13 protein-coding genes are annotated in these 14404 nt (G+C 52.6%); 4 read left to right on the top strand and 9 right to left on the bottom strand.

Translation table 11 applies throughout. From position 1 onward, the window contains the following. Position 1: 1 nt before the first annotated feature. The 5 genes from phnE to OOJ59_RS24770 form a co-directional block, all read right to left on the bottom strand. On the bottom strand, positions 2 to 781 hold the full coding sequence (phnE, locus tag OOJ59_RS24750; protein WP_038636402.1) for a phosphonate ABC transporter, permease protein PhnE: 780 nt from the start codon (positions 779 to 781) through the stop codon (positions 2 to 4). Positions 782 to 861: 80 nt separating this feature from the next. Then, the gene (gene phnD, locus OOJ59_RS24755; protein WP_038636405.1) at positions 862 to 1878 is read right to left on the bottom strand and encodes a phosphonate ABC transporter substrate-binding protein; all 1017 of its coding nucleotides are present in this window, start codon (positions 1876 to 1878) and stop codon (positions 862 to 864) included. 23 nt (positions 1879 to 1901) lie between these two features. Continuing rightward, positions 1902 to 2690, bottom strand: a complete 789-nt coding sequence (phnC, locus tag OOJ59_RS24760) for a phosphonate ABC transporter ATP-binding protein (RefSeq protein WP_137347408.1) — start codon at positions 2688 to 2690, stop codon at positions 1902 to 1904. Positions 2691 to 2822: 132 nt separating this feature from the next. Next, positions 2823 to 3269: a VOC family metalloprotein YjdN gene (gene yjdN, locus OOJ59_RS24765; RefSeq protein ID WP_038636411.1), complete on the bottom strand. Its 447-nt coding sequence runs from the start codon at positions 3267 to 3269 to the stop codon at positions 2823 to 2825. Between the two features lie 139 nt (positions 3270 to 3408). Next, a complete protein-coding gene (locus OOJ59_RS24770) occupies positions 3409 to 3744 on the bottom strand; it encodes a zinc ribbon domain-containing protein YjdM (protein ID WP_003031835.1) in 336 nt (111 codons plus the stop codon). Between the two features lie 538 nt (positions 3745 to 4282). Here OOJ59_RS24770 and crfC point away from each other — a divergent pair. Continuing rightward, positions 4283 to 6640 carry a clamp-binding protein CrfC gene (crfC, locus tag OOJ59_RS24775; protein WP_160955719.1) on the top strand — a complete coding sequence of 786 codons (2358 nt, stop codon included), beginning with the start codon at positions 4283 to 4285 and terminating at the stop codon, positions 6638 to 6640. Continuing rightward, on the top strand, positions 6637 to 7530 hold the full coding sequence (locus tag OOJ59_RS24780) for a diguanylate cyclase regulator RdcB family protein (RefSeq protein WP_160955718.1): 894 nt from the start codon (positions 6637 to 6639) through the stop codon (positions 7528 to 7530). The genes crfC and OOJ59_RS24780 overlap by 4 nt, the downstream gene beginning before the upstream one ends. Before the next feature lie 30 nt (positions 7531 to 7560). On the opposite strand, the gene kdgT is transcribed toward OOJ59_RS24780, so the two are convergent. Next, positions 7561 to 8559: a 2-keto-3-deoxygluconate transporter gene (kdgT, locus tag OOJ59_RS24785; RefSeq protein WP_051594499.1), complete on the bottom strand. Its 999-nt coding sequence runs from the start codon at positions 8557 to 8559 to the stop codon at positions 7561 to 7563. A gap of 699 nt (positions 8560 to 9258) precedes the next feature. On the opposite strand from kdgT, the gene proP reads away from it, so the two are divergent. Further along, positions 9259 to 10761, top strand: coding sequence for a glycine betaine/L-proline transporter ProP (gene proP / locus OOJ59_RS24790; protein ID WP_160955717.1), 1503 nt, complete (start codon positions 9259 to 9261; stop codon positions 10759 to 10761). A 153-nt stretch (positions 10762 to 10914) separates the two neighbouring features. Next, positions 10915 to 11004: an LpxT activity modulator PmrR gene (gene pmrR, locus OOJ59_RS24795; protein WP_160955716.1), complete on the top strand. Its 90-nt coding sequence runs from the start codon at positions 10915 to 10917 to the stop codon at positions 11002 to 11004. On the opposite strand, the gene pmrB is transcribed toward pmrR, so the two are convergent. Genes pmrB through eptA form a run of 3 tightly spaced genes read right to left on the bottom strand, consistent with a single transcriptional unit; the run spans position 10998 to position 14391 of the window. Further along, positions 10998 to 12080 carry a two-component system sensor histidine kinase PmrB gene (gene pmrB, locus OOJ59_RS24800; RefSeq protein WP_160955715.1) on the bottom strand — a complete coding sequence of 361 codons (1083 nt, stop codon included), beginning with the start codon at positions 12078 to 12080 and terminating at the stop codon, positions 10998 to 11000. The two genes, pmrR and pmrB, sit on opposite strands and share 7 nt — an antisense overlap. Beyond that, the gene (gene pmrA / locus OOJ59_RS24805) at positions 12081 to 12749 is read right to left on the bottom strand and encodes a two-component system response regulator PmrA (protein ID WP_038636427.1); all 669 of its coding nucleotides are present in this window, start codon (positions 12747 to 12749) and stop codon (positions 12081 to 12083) included. A gap of 4 nt (positions 12750 to 12753) precedes the next feature. Then, positions 12754 to 14391: a phosphoethanolamine transferase EptA gene (gene eptA, locus OOJ59_RS24810; RefSeq protein ID WP_160955714.1), complete on the bottom strand. Its 1638-nt coding sequence runs from the start codon at positions 14389 to 14391 to the stop codon at positions 12754 to 12756. Positions 14392 to 14404 lie beyond the last annotated feature (13 nt).

Consider the following 14404-nt stretch of genomic DNA (forward strand, 5'->3'; position numbering starts at 1 on the left):
ATCAGATAAAGTGCTTACGCAAACGCTGGGAAAGGAAATCCAGCAGGCTGACGGTGACGATGATTAACACCATCAGGGCGCAGGTTTGCTGGAACTGGAAGCCGCGGATCGCCTCCCATAAGGTCACGCCGATACCGCCTGCGCCCACCATGCCGACCACCGTGGCCGAGCGAACGTTGGACTCAAAACGGTACAGCGAGTAGGAGATCAGCAGCGGCATCACCTGCGGCAAAACGCCGTAGAGGATCTCTTCAATTTTGTTGGCCCCGGTGGCGCGAATGCCTTCTACCGGGCCCGGTTCAATGGCTTCTACCGCTTCGGAAAGCAGCTTGGAGAGCACCCCGGTAGTGTGGATAAACAGCGCCATCACCCCGGCGAACGGACCTAAGCCGACGGCGACCACGAACAGCATGGCGAAGACCATTTCGTTGATGGCGCGGCAGGCGTCCATCGCTCTGCGCATCGGCTGGTAAATCCACCACGGCACGAGGTTATCGGCGCACATCAGGCCGAAAGGAATCGACAGCACAACGGCGAGGGCGGTACCCCAGACGGCGATTTGCAGGGTGACGGCCATTTCACCGAGATAGTCCTGCCACTGGCTGAAGTCCGGCGGGAAGAAGTCGGCGGCGAAGGTCGCCATATTGCCGGAATCCTGGATCAGCGTGAGTGGAGCCATTTCGGCACCTTTCCACGAGACCACCAACACGGCGAGAAGAATGGCCCAGCTCAGTAGCGAGAACCAGCTACGTTTGGGCGGGGCGACGGTGATGGTTTGCATGTTTAGCTCCGTTGGTACGTGTGTTTGCGTGGTAGGCCGGATGGCGCTGCGCTTATCCGGCCTACAATCCGCTCTACAAATCACTGCACCGCTTTGGTGACGCTGGTCATAGCGCCCAGCGCGGCGGTCAGACGGTCCAGATCGTCGAGCTGCGCTTTCAGCGCCGAGGTTTTGCTGGCTTTCTGTTCCTCGTTCAGCCCTTTGTTGTCCTTCACGCCCTGCATCTCTTTAAACAGCGCCAGTTGACGAATTGGCACCAGTTGCAGGTCGCTGGAGGCACGGAACGGCGCCCAGCCCAGGCGTTCAAGTACGGTTTTCTGTTCCGGCGTTTTGCCGTAGTTCATAAAGAAGTCGTACACCTTGTCCTTGGTGGTTTCGGAGAGGTTTTTACGCCAGACGATCGGATCGCCCGGGATCAGCGGTGACTTCCAGATCACCTTCAGCTCTTTCAGTTTTTCCGGTGCGGAAGTTTTCAGTTTGTCGAGGTTTTCGGTGTTGTTGGTGGCGACATCGACCTGCTTGTTGGCAACGGCCAGCGCGTTGGTTTCGTGTCCGGCGTTAACGGTGCGTTTGAAATCACTGGCGGAGATGTTGTTTTTGGCGAAGACGTAGTAACCGGGGACGAGGAAGCCTGACGTGGAGTTGGGATCGCCGTTGCCGAAGGTCAGATCTTTACGTTTGGCGATCAGATCGTTCAGGTTGTTGATCGGACTATCTTTGTTAACGATCAACACGCTCCAGTACCCCGGAGATCCGTCGGCGGCGACGGTCTGGGCAAACACTTGTCCGTTAGCGCGATCCACCGCTTCCATTGCCGAGAGGTTGCCGTACCAGGCGATATCGACTTTGTTAAAGCGCATTCCCTGGATGATCCCGGCGTAGTCCGGGGCGAAGAAGGCGTTCACTTTTACACCCAGTGACTTTTCCATGTCCTTCAGGAACGGTTCCCACTGCGGCTTCAGGTTTTGCTGTGATTCGGTCGAAATAATGCCAAAGTTCAGCGCTTTTTCCTGCTCTTCGGCATGGACCGGGCTGAGCAGGGTGCTGAGACTAAACATGCTGGTAAAGGCCAGCGCGGCAACTGTCTTATAGCTCATTTCCATTCCTCATTGTGGGGATGTCAGGCAGCCTGCGCGTTCTGTTCGACGCGGTTCATGCTGCGGTAGAGATGGTCAAAACGATCGTTATCAAAATGCTGGCTGCTGCCGTCAAAGAAGACGTTGCCCTGGCGCAGCGCGACGATGCGTTCGCAATAGCGCAGGGCGTAATCCACCTGGTGCAGCGTGACGACCACGGTGATGCCGTCGGTCTGATTAATGTCGCGCAGGGTATCCATTACGATGCGTGCGGATTCCGGGTCCAGCGAGGCAATCGGCTCGTCGGCCAGGATCACTTTGGCCTGCTGCATCAGCGCCCGGGCGATAGCGACGCGCTGCTGTTGCCCGCCCGAAAGCGTGGAAACGCGCTGATACGCAAAGTGCGCCATGCCAACGCGGGTCAGCGCCTGGAGCGCGCGCTGTTTCTGCTCCTGACTGAACCAGCTAAAACAGGTGCGCCAGAACGGCGTGCTGCCGAGCGCGCCAATCAGGACGTTCTCCAGTACCGTCAGACGGTTAACCAGATTGAACTGCTGGAAGATATAGCCGGTGTGGGCGCGACTTTGGCGGATATCGCGTGCCAGCCGACCTTCGTGTTGGACGGTGCGACCCAACAGCTCAACATGGCTACCGGGCGATTTATCCCCGGTGATCAAACCGCTTAAATGACGTAAAAGGGTGGATTTGCCGGAGCCAGACGGCCCAAGCAGAGCCACCATCTCACCGGAACAGATGTTCAGATCAACCGCATTGAGCGCCTGATGCTGGTTGAAGGATTTGGAGAGTTTCTCGACGCGGATAATCGTTTGCATGATGCGGCCTCCCTAAAAAAGTGGCCCCATCGTGGCGGATCAATGTGACGTTTTCGTTAAAGGATGGTTACTCAACGATGAAGAGTTGAGCGATTTTTGATGACAGTACGGGAGGACAAGCCTCCCGTTGGATTACTCGGTAGGTTGCTGCTGTTTGACGACGTTGATCATCCACGGTACGCCATACTGGTCGCTCACTTTACCAAAACCGTGGGCCCAGAAGGTTTCCTGCCAGTCCATTTCGATTTTTCCGTTTGCCGCGAGGTTATCAAACCAGCGCTTGCCTTCGTCGACATTTTGCGTGTCGAGCACCAGGGTAAAGCCAGAGTAGTGGGCATTTCCATCGGGGGCGCTATCGCTCATCATAATGTCGCTGCCCGCAACGCGCAGGTTGGCGTGGGCGATAGCGGTATCGGGGAATTTCATTCCTGAAGGGCAACCTTCTTCACTGTCCTGCGCCGATTTGGGCATTTCACCGAAGTTGATTTTGTAGAGCAGCTCGGCGCCTAATGTTTTTTGGTAGTAGGCGATGGCGTCTGCGCAGTTGCCTGCAAAGGAGATATAGGGACTTAACGGCATGATCTTTACCTCAGGTAAAAGAAACCAGTTAAGTGTAGTTAGCGTCTGCAAAAATAAACCAGGCGGGAAGTATGAGCTTCCCGCCTGGCAGATGAGCTGACACAGGCCTGATTAGCGCAGCGCCATCAGGCAATTTGCATCAGTTCTTTTTCACAAACTCTGATTTCAGCTTCATTGGGCCAAAGCCATCGATTTTGCAATCGATGTTGTGGTCGCCTTCCACCAGACGAATGTTTTTTACTTTGGTACCGATCTTCAGCATTGAAGAGCTACCTTTTACCTTCAGGTCTTTCACTACGGTAACGCTGTCGCCGTCGGCCAGCAGGTTGCCGTTAGCATCTTTAACGATAAGTTCGTCGCTGTCCTGAGCCGGTTCAGCATCGTTCCATTCGTGAGCGCATTCCGGGCAGATGAACATGCCGTTATCTTCGTAAGTGTATTCGGAGTTGCATTGTGGGCAGTGTGGTAATGACATGTGGATTTCCTCAAAAGTCAGCAGGGGCAAATGCGCCCAAAAAATGGCAGATTGCCGAAAAAGGCCGCAATTATACATAAAATCCCTGCTTTTGTCGGGACTACTGCGCGATAAAGCAAAATGATCTGCTGTAAAGATCCTTTGCTTTCACAGCAATGAAGTATGGCGCAATATTTTTTAAGGGAAATTGCTACGCCAGGTTATTTAAGATAAGGTGAGGCGAAATAACTGATATTTATAGGTAACACCGCTTACGGGTGTCTACGTCCTGATGGTTGAATATCTCCTGGCCCCTTAATTTTAGTAGGGGAATTCAGCGGGTATTCTTTAAAACTGAACTACGCTGTTTATCTTTCTTACTTATTACATAAGTGAGAGGCATCAGGCCAGCGGTTATATGCCAAATTTGTTTTAATAATATCAATTGGTTGTTTCGATTTTAATTATTTCCACACGTAATTATAAAAGCCGAAAATCTATAAATAAAACGATTAGGCTAAATAAAAGTAATGCCATTTGCGTTAAGGAAAAATTTTCCATGCACACACAGACAATATATGAATTAAGTCAGGAAGCTGAACGCTTGCTGATGCTCTCTCTTGAACATCTCCGGCAATTACAAAAATTGCCCATCACGTCGTTGGATGATGTCGCGCTGCAACATGGAGAGCATAGCAGACAGGTTGTTCAGCCCCTGCATTTCAGCGCGCGTGGTATGGATGCCCAGCAGGCGACGCTCAATAATGAGCTGCGCAAGATTACGCGTCTGGAAATGGTGCTGGCCATCGTTGGCACCATGAAAGCGGGAAAATCGACGACGATTAACGCGATCGTCGGCACAGAAGTTTTACCTAATCGTAATCGTCCGATGACGGCGTTACCGACGCTTATTCGCCATACGCCGGGGCAGAAAGAGCCGGTACTGCATTTTTCGCATGTCGCGCCGATCGAAGCCTTAATGAAGGTTTTACAGCAGCGCATGCGGGCATGCGATCGCCAGCGTCTTACGCAGACGCTGGAAATTGATAAGGATATGAACGTCCTGCTGCAGCATATTGAAAACGGCGTGGCATTTGAACGGTATTATCTTGGCGCACAGCCTATTTTCCATTGTCTTAAAAGCCTGAATGACCTGGTGCGTTTGTCAAAAGCGCTGGAGGCTGATTTTCCTTTTGCCGCCTATGCCGCGATTGAGCATATTCCGGTTATCGAGGTCGAATTTGTCCATTTGGCCGGACAGGCAAGCTATCCGGGGCAATTAACGCTGCTGGATACGCCGGGGCCGAACGAGGCCGGACAACCGCACTTACAAAAAATGCTGAATGAACAGCTGGCGCGGGCTTCTGCGGTCCTGGCGGTAATGGATTACACCCAACTGAAGTCGATTTCTGATGAGGAAGTCCGTCGGGCGATTATGGCGGTCGGGAAAACAGTGCCGCTGTACGCGCTGGTCAATAAATTCGATCAGAAAGACCGCAACAGTGATGATGAAGAGCAGGTGCGGGCTTTGATTTCCGGCACGCTGATGCAAGGCGGAATCACCCCTGAACGGATCTATCCGGTTTCCTCGATGTGGGGCTATCTGGCGAACAGAGCGCGTCATGAGCTAACCACCCGCGGGCGGTTGCCGGATCATCAGGTGCAACGCTGGGTACAGGATTTTGCCGAAGCGGCGCTGGGCAGGCGCTGGCGTACCACCGATCTTGAGGATACGGAGCACATCCGTCATGCCGCCGATTTACTGTGGGAAGATTCGTTGTTTGAGCAGCCGATCCAGAACGTGATTCATGCCGCTCACGCCAATGCTTCGCTGTATGCGTTACGTTCCGCGTCGCATAAGTTATTGAACTATGCGCAAAGCGCGCACGAATATCTGGAGTTTCGCGCCCACGGATTAACGGTGGCCTATGAAAAACTGCGGCTGAACATTACGCATATTGAAGAGGATATGCAGCAGTTACAGGTAAGTCAGGGGCGAGTGAGCGATGAAGTTAACCATGAAGTAGAACTGGCGCTCGCATCTGCCGCGACCTATCTCAATGAGCAACAGACTGAGATTCTGTGCGGCATCAATACGTTTTTTGTCAAAGAAAACGTCCTGATGATGTCACCGCACGGCCAGGGATCAGGCGCTATAACGGCTGAAATGGCGGGTGAAATGCTGGTGCTGCATGACGAAGGGCAGGCGAAAATCGTCTTAGATAAAATGCGCTCGTCCTGTGAAGGGGTATTGCTGGCAGCCCAGGAGAGTATTAGCCGGGATTTAGCGCTACGTTTTGAGCAGCTTGAGTCGACCCTGTCCCGGGCACTCAATGACGCTATGCGGCCTATTGAATTGCGGGTGAAAGAGGAGCTGAATCACGCTGGATTTCGTGCGCGGATCCGTTTTCCGGCCTTTCATGCGGCGATGTTTAATTTTAATACCCGCCAGCTATTTAATGAGGCTATTGAACAGGATATTCCGGCGGAAAATACGTCGTCTACTGGCGGTGTGGTGCGTGACACTTTCTCCCGTTGGCTGAACCAACCCAACTGGGGATGGAATGATTACGTCGAAACAAAAACGCGTTATCTCATTGATATGGGCGCGCTGCACAAGAGCCTTGTGCATTACGTTACCCTGTTTTGCCAACAAATTCGTAAAGCTTTAGTTGCTCAGGTCGATATTTCCGTTACGGCAGGCATGGCCACGTTTTTTGCTGATTTTTCGCTGTGTCTGGCGCAATTACAGGCGAGCCTGCGTGAGAGCCTGACCCTGCGCCAGCAAAATGAGTCTGCGGTGAATGCGTTGAATGAACAACTACAGCATCGCATTACGACGGCGGCATGGCTTTATGAAGATTCCCGCTTGCTGCGCGACGATATCAACACCCTTTTTGCAACTGAGCACACATGACTAACATGTTACTGGAAGGCCCCGGGCGGACGCTGGAGTGTGTCTACCCGAAGTTTATGGTCGATCTGGTTCAAGGAGATGAAACCAAACGTTCCGGCGGTTTTCTGCAACAGCAGCAGCGGCTGCGTGCGCGCCTGACGCAGGAGGTGCTATCCCAGACGCAACTGCGGGCGTGGGTGATGGCGGGAGTGTCCAGCGAGCATCTGGTGATGCGTCTGAAGCTGGTGGAGAAGTTGGCGGGCATGATCGACCCGGGCCATCTGGCGCTGGTGCGCATCGCCGAACGGCTAATGTTTTTGCAACAGACCGAACATCCGCGGGGGCTGTCCACCCCCGGTCTCATACAGCAGATAAATTCGCTTACGGACTGGTTCACTCAACGCGGCGCGTATAAAGAGAAGGCATTGACGCAACGCGGCCTGACGGTTCAGGCGGGCGAACACAGCGAGCAAATTTTTACCCGGTGGCGGGCTGGGGCGTATGACGGCTGGTCGTTACCCGGACGCTGTTTTGTCGCGCTGGAAGAACTGCGCTGGGGAGCTTTTGGTGACGCCTGCCGATTAGCGAATGCCGATGTGGTCTCAATGCTTAAAGACAATCTGCGCATCATGGCAGCTCAGACGCTGGCAGACAGCGTGAATGCGGCGCCCGCTACGCGTCATTATTATCATCATTGGCTCAGCGCGCCGACGGTTGGCGGCTCGGGCGAGCACAACGATATGTTGAGTTGGTTAGGCGACTGGTGTGATGCGCAGCGCCATCCGGTGAGCTGGTCGGTGACGCAGCGATGGCAGAATGTGGCGTTGGGAATGCCGCGATTGTGTTCGGCGAAACGGCTGGCTGATGCGATGGTTGAGGAGATTTTTGCACCGTCCCCACTCATCAATTGAGTAGGGACGGTCAGTGGGGCTAAGGTAGAGTTAGTGGTGCAGAGAGTCTGCCGGGGTAGCCGCCGTCTCGTTGGCGACCAGGTTTTTATTAAAGCGTTTGGCATACAGCGCGGTGATAATTGGCACCAAAATGGCGGTGACAATCACGCTGGCGGCGACCAGCGCTGTGGCGGAGGCGGCAACCGGTTCAAACGCCGGGTTAATCTGGGCGATAATCACCGGGTTTGCCACCGCAGCGCCTGCCGCAGAAGAGGCAGCCACACCTGCCGTACCGTTCCCGCCACCGATAACGCGGTCAGCAATAATCAGCGGGATACCGGTGATAACGATAACCGCGACGCCCAGCAGAATACCCAACAGACCGGTATCAACGATGACGCTCAGGTTAATGGTGTTGCCCAGCGCAAAGCCGAAGAACGGGATCAGCACCGGCGTGGCTTTGCTGAAGAAAGAACGCAGATCGTGATCCAGATTACCCAGCGTAAAGCCAATCAGGAACGGTAATACCGCGCCGATAAAATGGTGTGGCTCGAAGGAGGCCAGACCCGCTGAACCAAGGATCACCATCGTCATCAACGGACCGGATTCCAGAGACATCAACACAAATGCGCCGGACTCTTCTTTCGTTCCGTACTGGTTCATCAGGCTGGCGTACAGACCACCGTTGGTCATATCCATCGCGGAAACAATTGCCAGTACCGAAAGTCCCGCAAAGAACCCGGTTTGAATACCGGTATCAGGAATAAATGACGCGGCTATCATTGCCACTACCCACGCCACGGCTATTTTGGTGATAACCAGCGTACCGGACTTCCGTAATACTGTACCGGTTGCCCGTAAATCAATAGATGCGCCAATACAAAAAAACCACACCGCCAGAATAGGCACCGTTCCGCTGATCATACCTTTGGTAAACGAACCGAAATACGCGCCGGTATCGGGAGCCAAGGTATTTAACACTGCGCCTAATAACAGGGGAATCAACATCATTCCGCCGGGGATGCGTTCAATCGTGGCTTTAATTTTCATAAACGTCCTCATATCTTGTCGCAGGCACTATATGCGCAAGGATTTAAAAATTAATAAATTCAAATGGTTACTTAAATTTCTTAACAAAGGTAATCGCTATCTCTTTGTTTTATAGAATCTAACGCGGCATACGTTGAGCATGTTGCTGCTCCCAGGGATATTGCGTCTGGAATTAGTTTGCATTCACGGGAACGTTGATTCAATCAAAATAAAACGATGTTTTAGTTATCTTCATCACATATTCCGCGCAAAAGTTCTCAATCGCTGTGATTATTAAAAAAGCTGTGATCTTTTTGTGAAGGGATTAGGTGTTTTTTTTGCTAGCAGAATAATAGTGACCGCTGTGATTGTTGGCGCAATAAAGCGATTTATTCTTGTATTTAATTGTCAGTAAATCGCAAGCATGACATGTAAAAAAGCTGACTCAGAATGACCTTATTTACGCAGGTTGACGAAATGAAATACCATGTGTGAAGTTGATCACAAATTTAAACACTGTTAGGGTAAAGAGGTCATTAACCGCCCAATCAGGCGTCAACAGGTTCGGTTGTACTGCTCGTTTCCAGCCAGTGTAAGTAAACCTGCTACGCTTGTTACAGGGATTGCGTCTGTGCATTCCCCGCTCGGCGATGACCTTAGCGCATGTTGCGTTAGGAGCGTCGAACTGTGCGCGACAGGGCTAAGTCTAAGAGGACTGGTATGCTAAAAAGGAAAAAAATAAAACCCATTACGCTGCGCGACGTCACCATCATTGATGACGGAAAATTGCGAAAAGCCATTACCGCGGCGTCGTTAGGTAATGCGATGGAGTGGTTTGATTTTGGTGTTTATGGGTTTGTTGCTTACGCATTAGGTAAAGTGTTCTTCCCGGGGGCTGACCCCAGCGTGCAGATGGTTGCCGCGCTCGCCACCTTCTCTGTTCCCTTTCTGATTCGACCGCTTGGCGGATTGTTCTTCGGTATGCTCGGCGATAAATACGGTCGTCAGAAGATCCTCGCTATCACCATTGTGATTATGTCGATCAGTACCTTCTGTATCGGTCTTATTCCCTCGTATGCCTCGATTGGTATCTGGGCGCCGATTCTGCTGTTGCTGTGTAAGATGGCACAGGGATTCTCGGTCGGCGGAGAGTACACCGGGGCGTCGATTTTTGTCGCGGAATATTCGCCTGACCGTAAGCGTGGATTTATGGGTAGCTGGCTGGACTTCGGTTCGATCGCCGGGTTTGTGCTGGGCGCGGGCGTGGTGGTTCTGATTTCAACCATTGTCGGCGAGGCAAATTTCCTTGAATGGGGCTGGCGTATTCCGTTCTTCCTGGCGCTGCCGTTAGGGCTGATTGGTCTGTATCTGCGTCATGCGCTGGAAGAGACGCCGGCGTTCCAGCAGCACGTTGATAAACTGGAACAGGGCGACCGCGAGGGCCTGCAGGAAGGTCCGAAGGTTTCGTTTAAAGAGATTGCGACCAAACACTGGCGTAGCCTGCTGGCGTGTATCGGTCTGGTGATTGCCACCAACGTTACCTATTACATGCTGCTCACCTATATGCCGAGCTATCTGTCGCATAACCTGCATTACTCTGAAGACCACGGCGTGTTGATTATTATCGCCATCATGATTGGTATGCTGTTTGTGCAGCCGGTGATGGGTCTGCTCAGTGACCGCTTCGGTCGTCGCCCGTTTGTTATTATGGGCAGTATTGCGCTGTTTGTGCTGGCCATTCCGGCATTTATCCTGATTAACAGTAATGTCATCAGCCTGATTTTTGCCGGGCTGCTGATGCTGGCGGTGATCCTCAACTGCTTTACCGGGGTGATGGCGTCAACGTTACCGGCGATGTTCCCGACGCATATTCGTTATAGCGCGTTGGCGGCGGCATTTAATATCTCGGTCCTGGTTGCGGGTCTGACGCCGACCCTGGCTGCCTGGCTGGTGGAAAGTTCGCAGAATCTGATGATGCCTGCTTACTACCTGATGGTGATTGCGGTGGTTGGTTTAATTACCGGTATCACCATGAAAGAGACCGCAAATAAGCCACTGAAAGGGGCGACGCCTGCCGCTTCGGATATTCAGGAAGCGAAAGAGATCCTTGGTGAGCACTACGATAACATCGAGCATAAAATCGAAGATATCGATCAGGAAATTGCGGAATTGCAGCTTAAGCGTTCGCGTCTGGTGCAGCAGCATCCGCGTATTGATGAGTAATCAGCTTTCAGGCCTGCGGGTAGCGTTGTACTCAGTAGACCGGATAAGGCGCCAACTGCCATCCGGCGCATTATGTTGATCTATCACAGCGACTTAAGGTTGGCTTAATATCCTTCAGGCAAACTCTCCTCCATAGTTTCGGAGGAGAGTGTCATGAAAACCCGCATTTATGAAAGTTTAACTGCCCTGTGTAGCGTGCTGATCGTCAGCAGCTTTTTGTACGTATGGGTGAATTCTTACTGAGCTTTCGCTAATTCCACCCAGGCGCGAGTGCCGCTCGTTCCCTGACGATTCTGCAAATAGAAATGCCCGTGATGTAGCTGGGTGATCCGACTGACAATGCTCAGCCCCAGCCCAATGCCGCCAAAACGGCTGTCCATCCGTACAAACGCTTTGCTTAACTCCCCGCATTTACTTTCATCAATGCCTGGACCTTCATCTTCGACGACCATGACGGCATCATGTTCGGTATTCAGGCCGATCGTAATAGTAGTGCCTTCCGGGCTGTAACGGTGGGCGTTCTCTACCAGATTGCGCAGCAGCATGCGTAACAGCGTTGCGTCGCCACGTACGACAACGTCCGCCGCGCTTTGCGGGAGGAGCAGCGTCTGCTGGCGCTGGTCCAGCATGGTGCTGAGTTCGTCATAGGAGGGCAGAATCACGTCCTCCAGCAGTTTGACATGTTGGTAGCTTCCGGCCGAAAACGACTGCCCGACGCGGGCGAGTTGCAGCAGTTGCGACACGCTGTCCATCATTTGGTCAAGGCGGGCAATTAACGGCGAAACGTCGACTTTATGGGTTTTGGATAATAATTCCAGATGCAGGCGAACGCCTGACAGCGGCGTGCGTAGTTCGTGGGCGACATCGGCGGTAAATAAGCGTTCGTTTTCGATAGTGGTGGTCAGCCGCGTCACCAGCTCGTTGAGCGCTGAGACGACCGCCTGTATCTCAACGGTTGAACTGTGAATTTCAATGGGGGCCAGGTTATCGGCTGCCCGCGCTTCTAACTCTTTTTGCAGATCCGCCAGCGGGCGAGTAATACGTCGCACTGCCTGGTAGCAAATCAGCAGCGTCAGGCTGACCATAAAGATGCCGGGGACGATCAGGCTGGCGATGGCCTCGCGGATCTCATGCATGATGTGGCGATCGTTGTTACGGTTATCGCGCAGCGCCTGCTCGAATAACTGTATTTGCTCAGTACTTTCGTGCCACAACCAGAAGGTGCTAATGAGTTGAAAGACCAACAGAATTAGACCTATCGTCAGTATTAACCGTTGGCGAAGAGGGAGCGGTCGTTTTAGATATTGCAGCAGCTTCACTTAGCTTTCCTCAGTGGCGACCAGCATATAGCCAAATCCCCTGACCGTGCGGATACGTGATTTCCCCACTTTATCGCGCAGATTATGGATGTGGACTTCCAGCGTATTGGTCGACGGTTCGTTATCCCAACTGTAGATGTCGTTATACAGAATTTCCCGGTGAACCGGACTGCCTGCCTTGAGCATCAGGCGCGACAGGAGCGCGTATTCTTTCGGCGTTAAGATAATCTCTTGCCCGTCCATCCACACCTGGCGACGACCGATATTCAGCGTCAGGTTACTGACAATTAACTCACTTTCACCCTGATTGTTATGACGACGCAGCAGCGCCCGGATGCGGGCGTGCAGTTCTTCCAGCGCGAACGGTTTAACCAGATAGTCATCTGCGCCCACGTCCAGCCCGCTGACCCGGTCTTTCACCGTATCGCGGGCGGTGAGGATAAGCACAGGTACGGTGTATTTTTTCTGCCTGATCCGGTTCAGGAAGTGCAGACCGTCTTCATCCGGTAAGCCGAGATCCAGAACCACCAGACTGTAATGTCCGGTCTCCAGGCATTGTTCCGCTGCCCGGGCGGTTGATACGCCGTCGCAGGCATAGCCTTCTGTTTGCGCGGCGAGTATCAGTCCCTGTAATAACAACGTATCGTCTTCAACAATCAGAATTTTCATTCGCTTAGCCTCCCCGGCAGGGTTGCAGAATATCATCTGCCGCCTGATATTTCTGTGTTTGCACGCCCGTTAATCCCAGCAGAGTCGAGAACAGATTATCCTGTGAGAAATCTTCTGAGCTTGCCCGTTTTTGCAAACATGTCTGAGAGACCTGATAGCGTTGCTGATAATCTTCTGAGAGCCACAGCAGCATCGGCACATGTTTTTGCGTATCTGGCGCAATCGAATACGGCAGGCCGTGCAAATAGACGCCATTTTCCCCTAAGGATTCACCGTGATCGGAAAGATAGACCAAGCTGGTGGTGAAATTATCCTGATGCTCTTTCAGTATATTGATTGCTTTATCAACAATATAGTCAACATAAAGAATCGTGTTGTCGTATGAATTGACCAGCTGTTGCTGGGAACAGGTCTGGATCTCGTTGGTGTCGCAGGTTGGCGTAAATTTCTTGAACTGCGCAGGATAGCGGTTGTAATAGGTCGGACCGTGGCTGCCGATGGTGTGCAGCACAATCACGCCGTCGCCTTGCAGATTATTAATGTACTCTTCCAGCCCGTGGAACAGGACGTCATCATAGCATTCACCATCAATACACTGTCCCGGCAGGTTCAGCTTAGTCATATTCTGGTGCGGCACCCGATCGCAGGCTCCTTTACATCCACCGTCGTTATCATTCCACAGCACGTTAATTCCCGCCCGCTGGATGATGTCGAGTACGCCTTCCTGATGCTGCGCCAGTTCTTCATCATAGTGCGCGCGCGGCATATCGGAGAACATGCAGGGTACAGATACCGCCGTGGCCGTACCGCAGGACGTCGTGCGCGGGAAATAGACCACATTATCTTTTTCCAGTAGCGGGTTGGTCTGGCGCGCATACCCGGACAGGGAGAAGTTGTCGCCGCGGGAGGTCTCGCCGAGAACCACAATCGTCAGGTTTTTACGCTTTTCTTTTACCATCAATGGATTGCGATGCGCATCTTCGCCAATGCGTACCAACGGCAGGTGGGCCAGCCTCTGGTGCGAATACCATGATGACGTCGCCACAATGCTGTTGGATGGGCTGAGGGATTTCACCAGTTCTTTGTTGTTGCGAAACAGTGAGGCGTAATCTTTATAGAAGAACGCGGCGACCAACACGATCAGCAACGCGGAGATCAGAATGTTCGCGCCACGGAACAACACGCTGCGCAGCACTGGAGTAATAGGCTTGATTCTTATCCAGCAGGCAATGAGCGCGGCCAGAATACCGCTCACCCCGAGCGTAATTACCATTCGCGGTGTCATCAGGGCGAAGGTTTCGGCGGGCGTGGTGTCCATCATATTGGCGATCATCGAGCGGTCGATGATGATGCCGTAGGTCATGATGAAATATTGAGCCGATGCGCCAACCAGAATGAAAACGCACGCCACCAGGCGGTTAAGCCACAGGAATGAGGCCAGCGTCAGCACGATGTTCATAACGCTGAAAGCGACAACCGGCATTGATAAAAACACCAACACGTTGCGCACAGAATCCAGGGGCAGGTCTTGCAGCACTTGTTTATAGAACGCAATGTTCAGAAAAGTCGCAAGATAAAATGAGAGCAGCAGAAGCCAGCTGATTAACCCGAGAGTGGGCCTTTTAAACAGGTGCTTTAACATTAAGGGGGATTCC

The organism is Citrobacter sp. W9 (assembly GCF_026719375.1).
Taxonomy (GTDB): domain Bacteria; phylum Pseudomonadota; class Gammaproteobacteria; order Enterobacterales; family Enterobacteriaceae; genus Citrobacter; species Citrobacter werkmanii.

Excerpts from the sequence above, each read along its gene's own strand:
- OOJ59_RS24770 (WP_003031835.1), bottom strand. The coding sequence starts at position 3,744 with ATGTCATTACCACACTGCCCACAATGCAACTCCGAATACACTTACGAA.
- OOJ59_RS24780 (WP_160955718.1), top strand. The coding sequence starts at position 6,637 with ATGACTAACATGTTACTGGAAGGCCCCGGGCGGACGCTGGAGTGTGTC.
- pmrR (WP_160955716.1), top strand. The coding sequence starts at position 10,915 with ATGAAAACCCGCATTTATGAAAGTTTAACTGCCCTGTGTAGCGTGCTG.
- yjdN (WP_038636411.1), bottom strand. The coding sequence starts at position 3,269 with ATGCCGTTAAGTCCCTATATCTCCTTTGCAGGCAACTGCGCAGACGCC.
- kdgT (WP_051594499.1), bottom strand. The coding sequence starts at position 8,559 with ATGAAAATTAAAGCCACGATTGAACGCATCCCCGGCGGAATGATGTTG.
- phnE (WP_038636402.1), bottom strand. The coding sequence starts at position 781 with ATGCAAACCATCACCGTCGCCCCGCCCAAACGTAGCTGGTTCTCGCTA.
- crfC (WP_160955719.1), top strand. The coding sequence starts at position 4,283 with ATGCACACACAGACAATATATGAATTAAGTCAGGAAGCTGAACGCTTG.
- phnD (WP_038636405.1), bottom strand. The coding sequence starts at position 1,878 with ATGAGCTATAAGACAGTTGCCGCGCTGGCCTTTACCAGCATGTTTAGT.
- pmrA (WP_038636427.1), bottom strand. The coding sequence starts at position 12,749 with ATGAAAATTCTGATTGTTGAAGACGATACGTTGTTATTACAGGGACTG.
- proP (WP_160955717.1), top strand. The coding sequence starts at position 9,259 with ATGCTAAAAAGGAAAAAAATAAAACCCATTACGCTGCGCGACGTCACC.
- eptA (WP_160955714.1), bottom strand. The coding sequence starts at position 14,391 with ATGTTAAAGCACCTGTTTAAAAGGCCCACTCTCGGGTTAATCAGCTGG.
- phnC (WP_137347408.1), bottom strand. The coding sequence starts at position 2,690 with ATGCAAACGATTATCCGCGTCGAGAAACTCTCCAAATCCTTCAACCAG.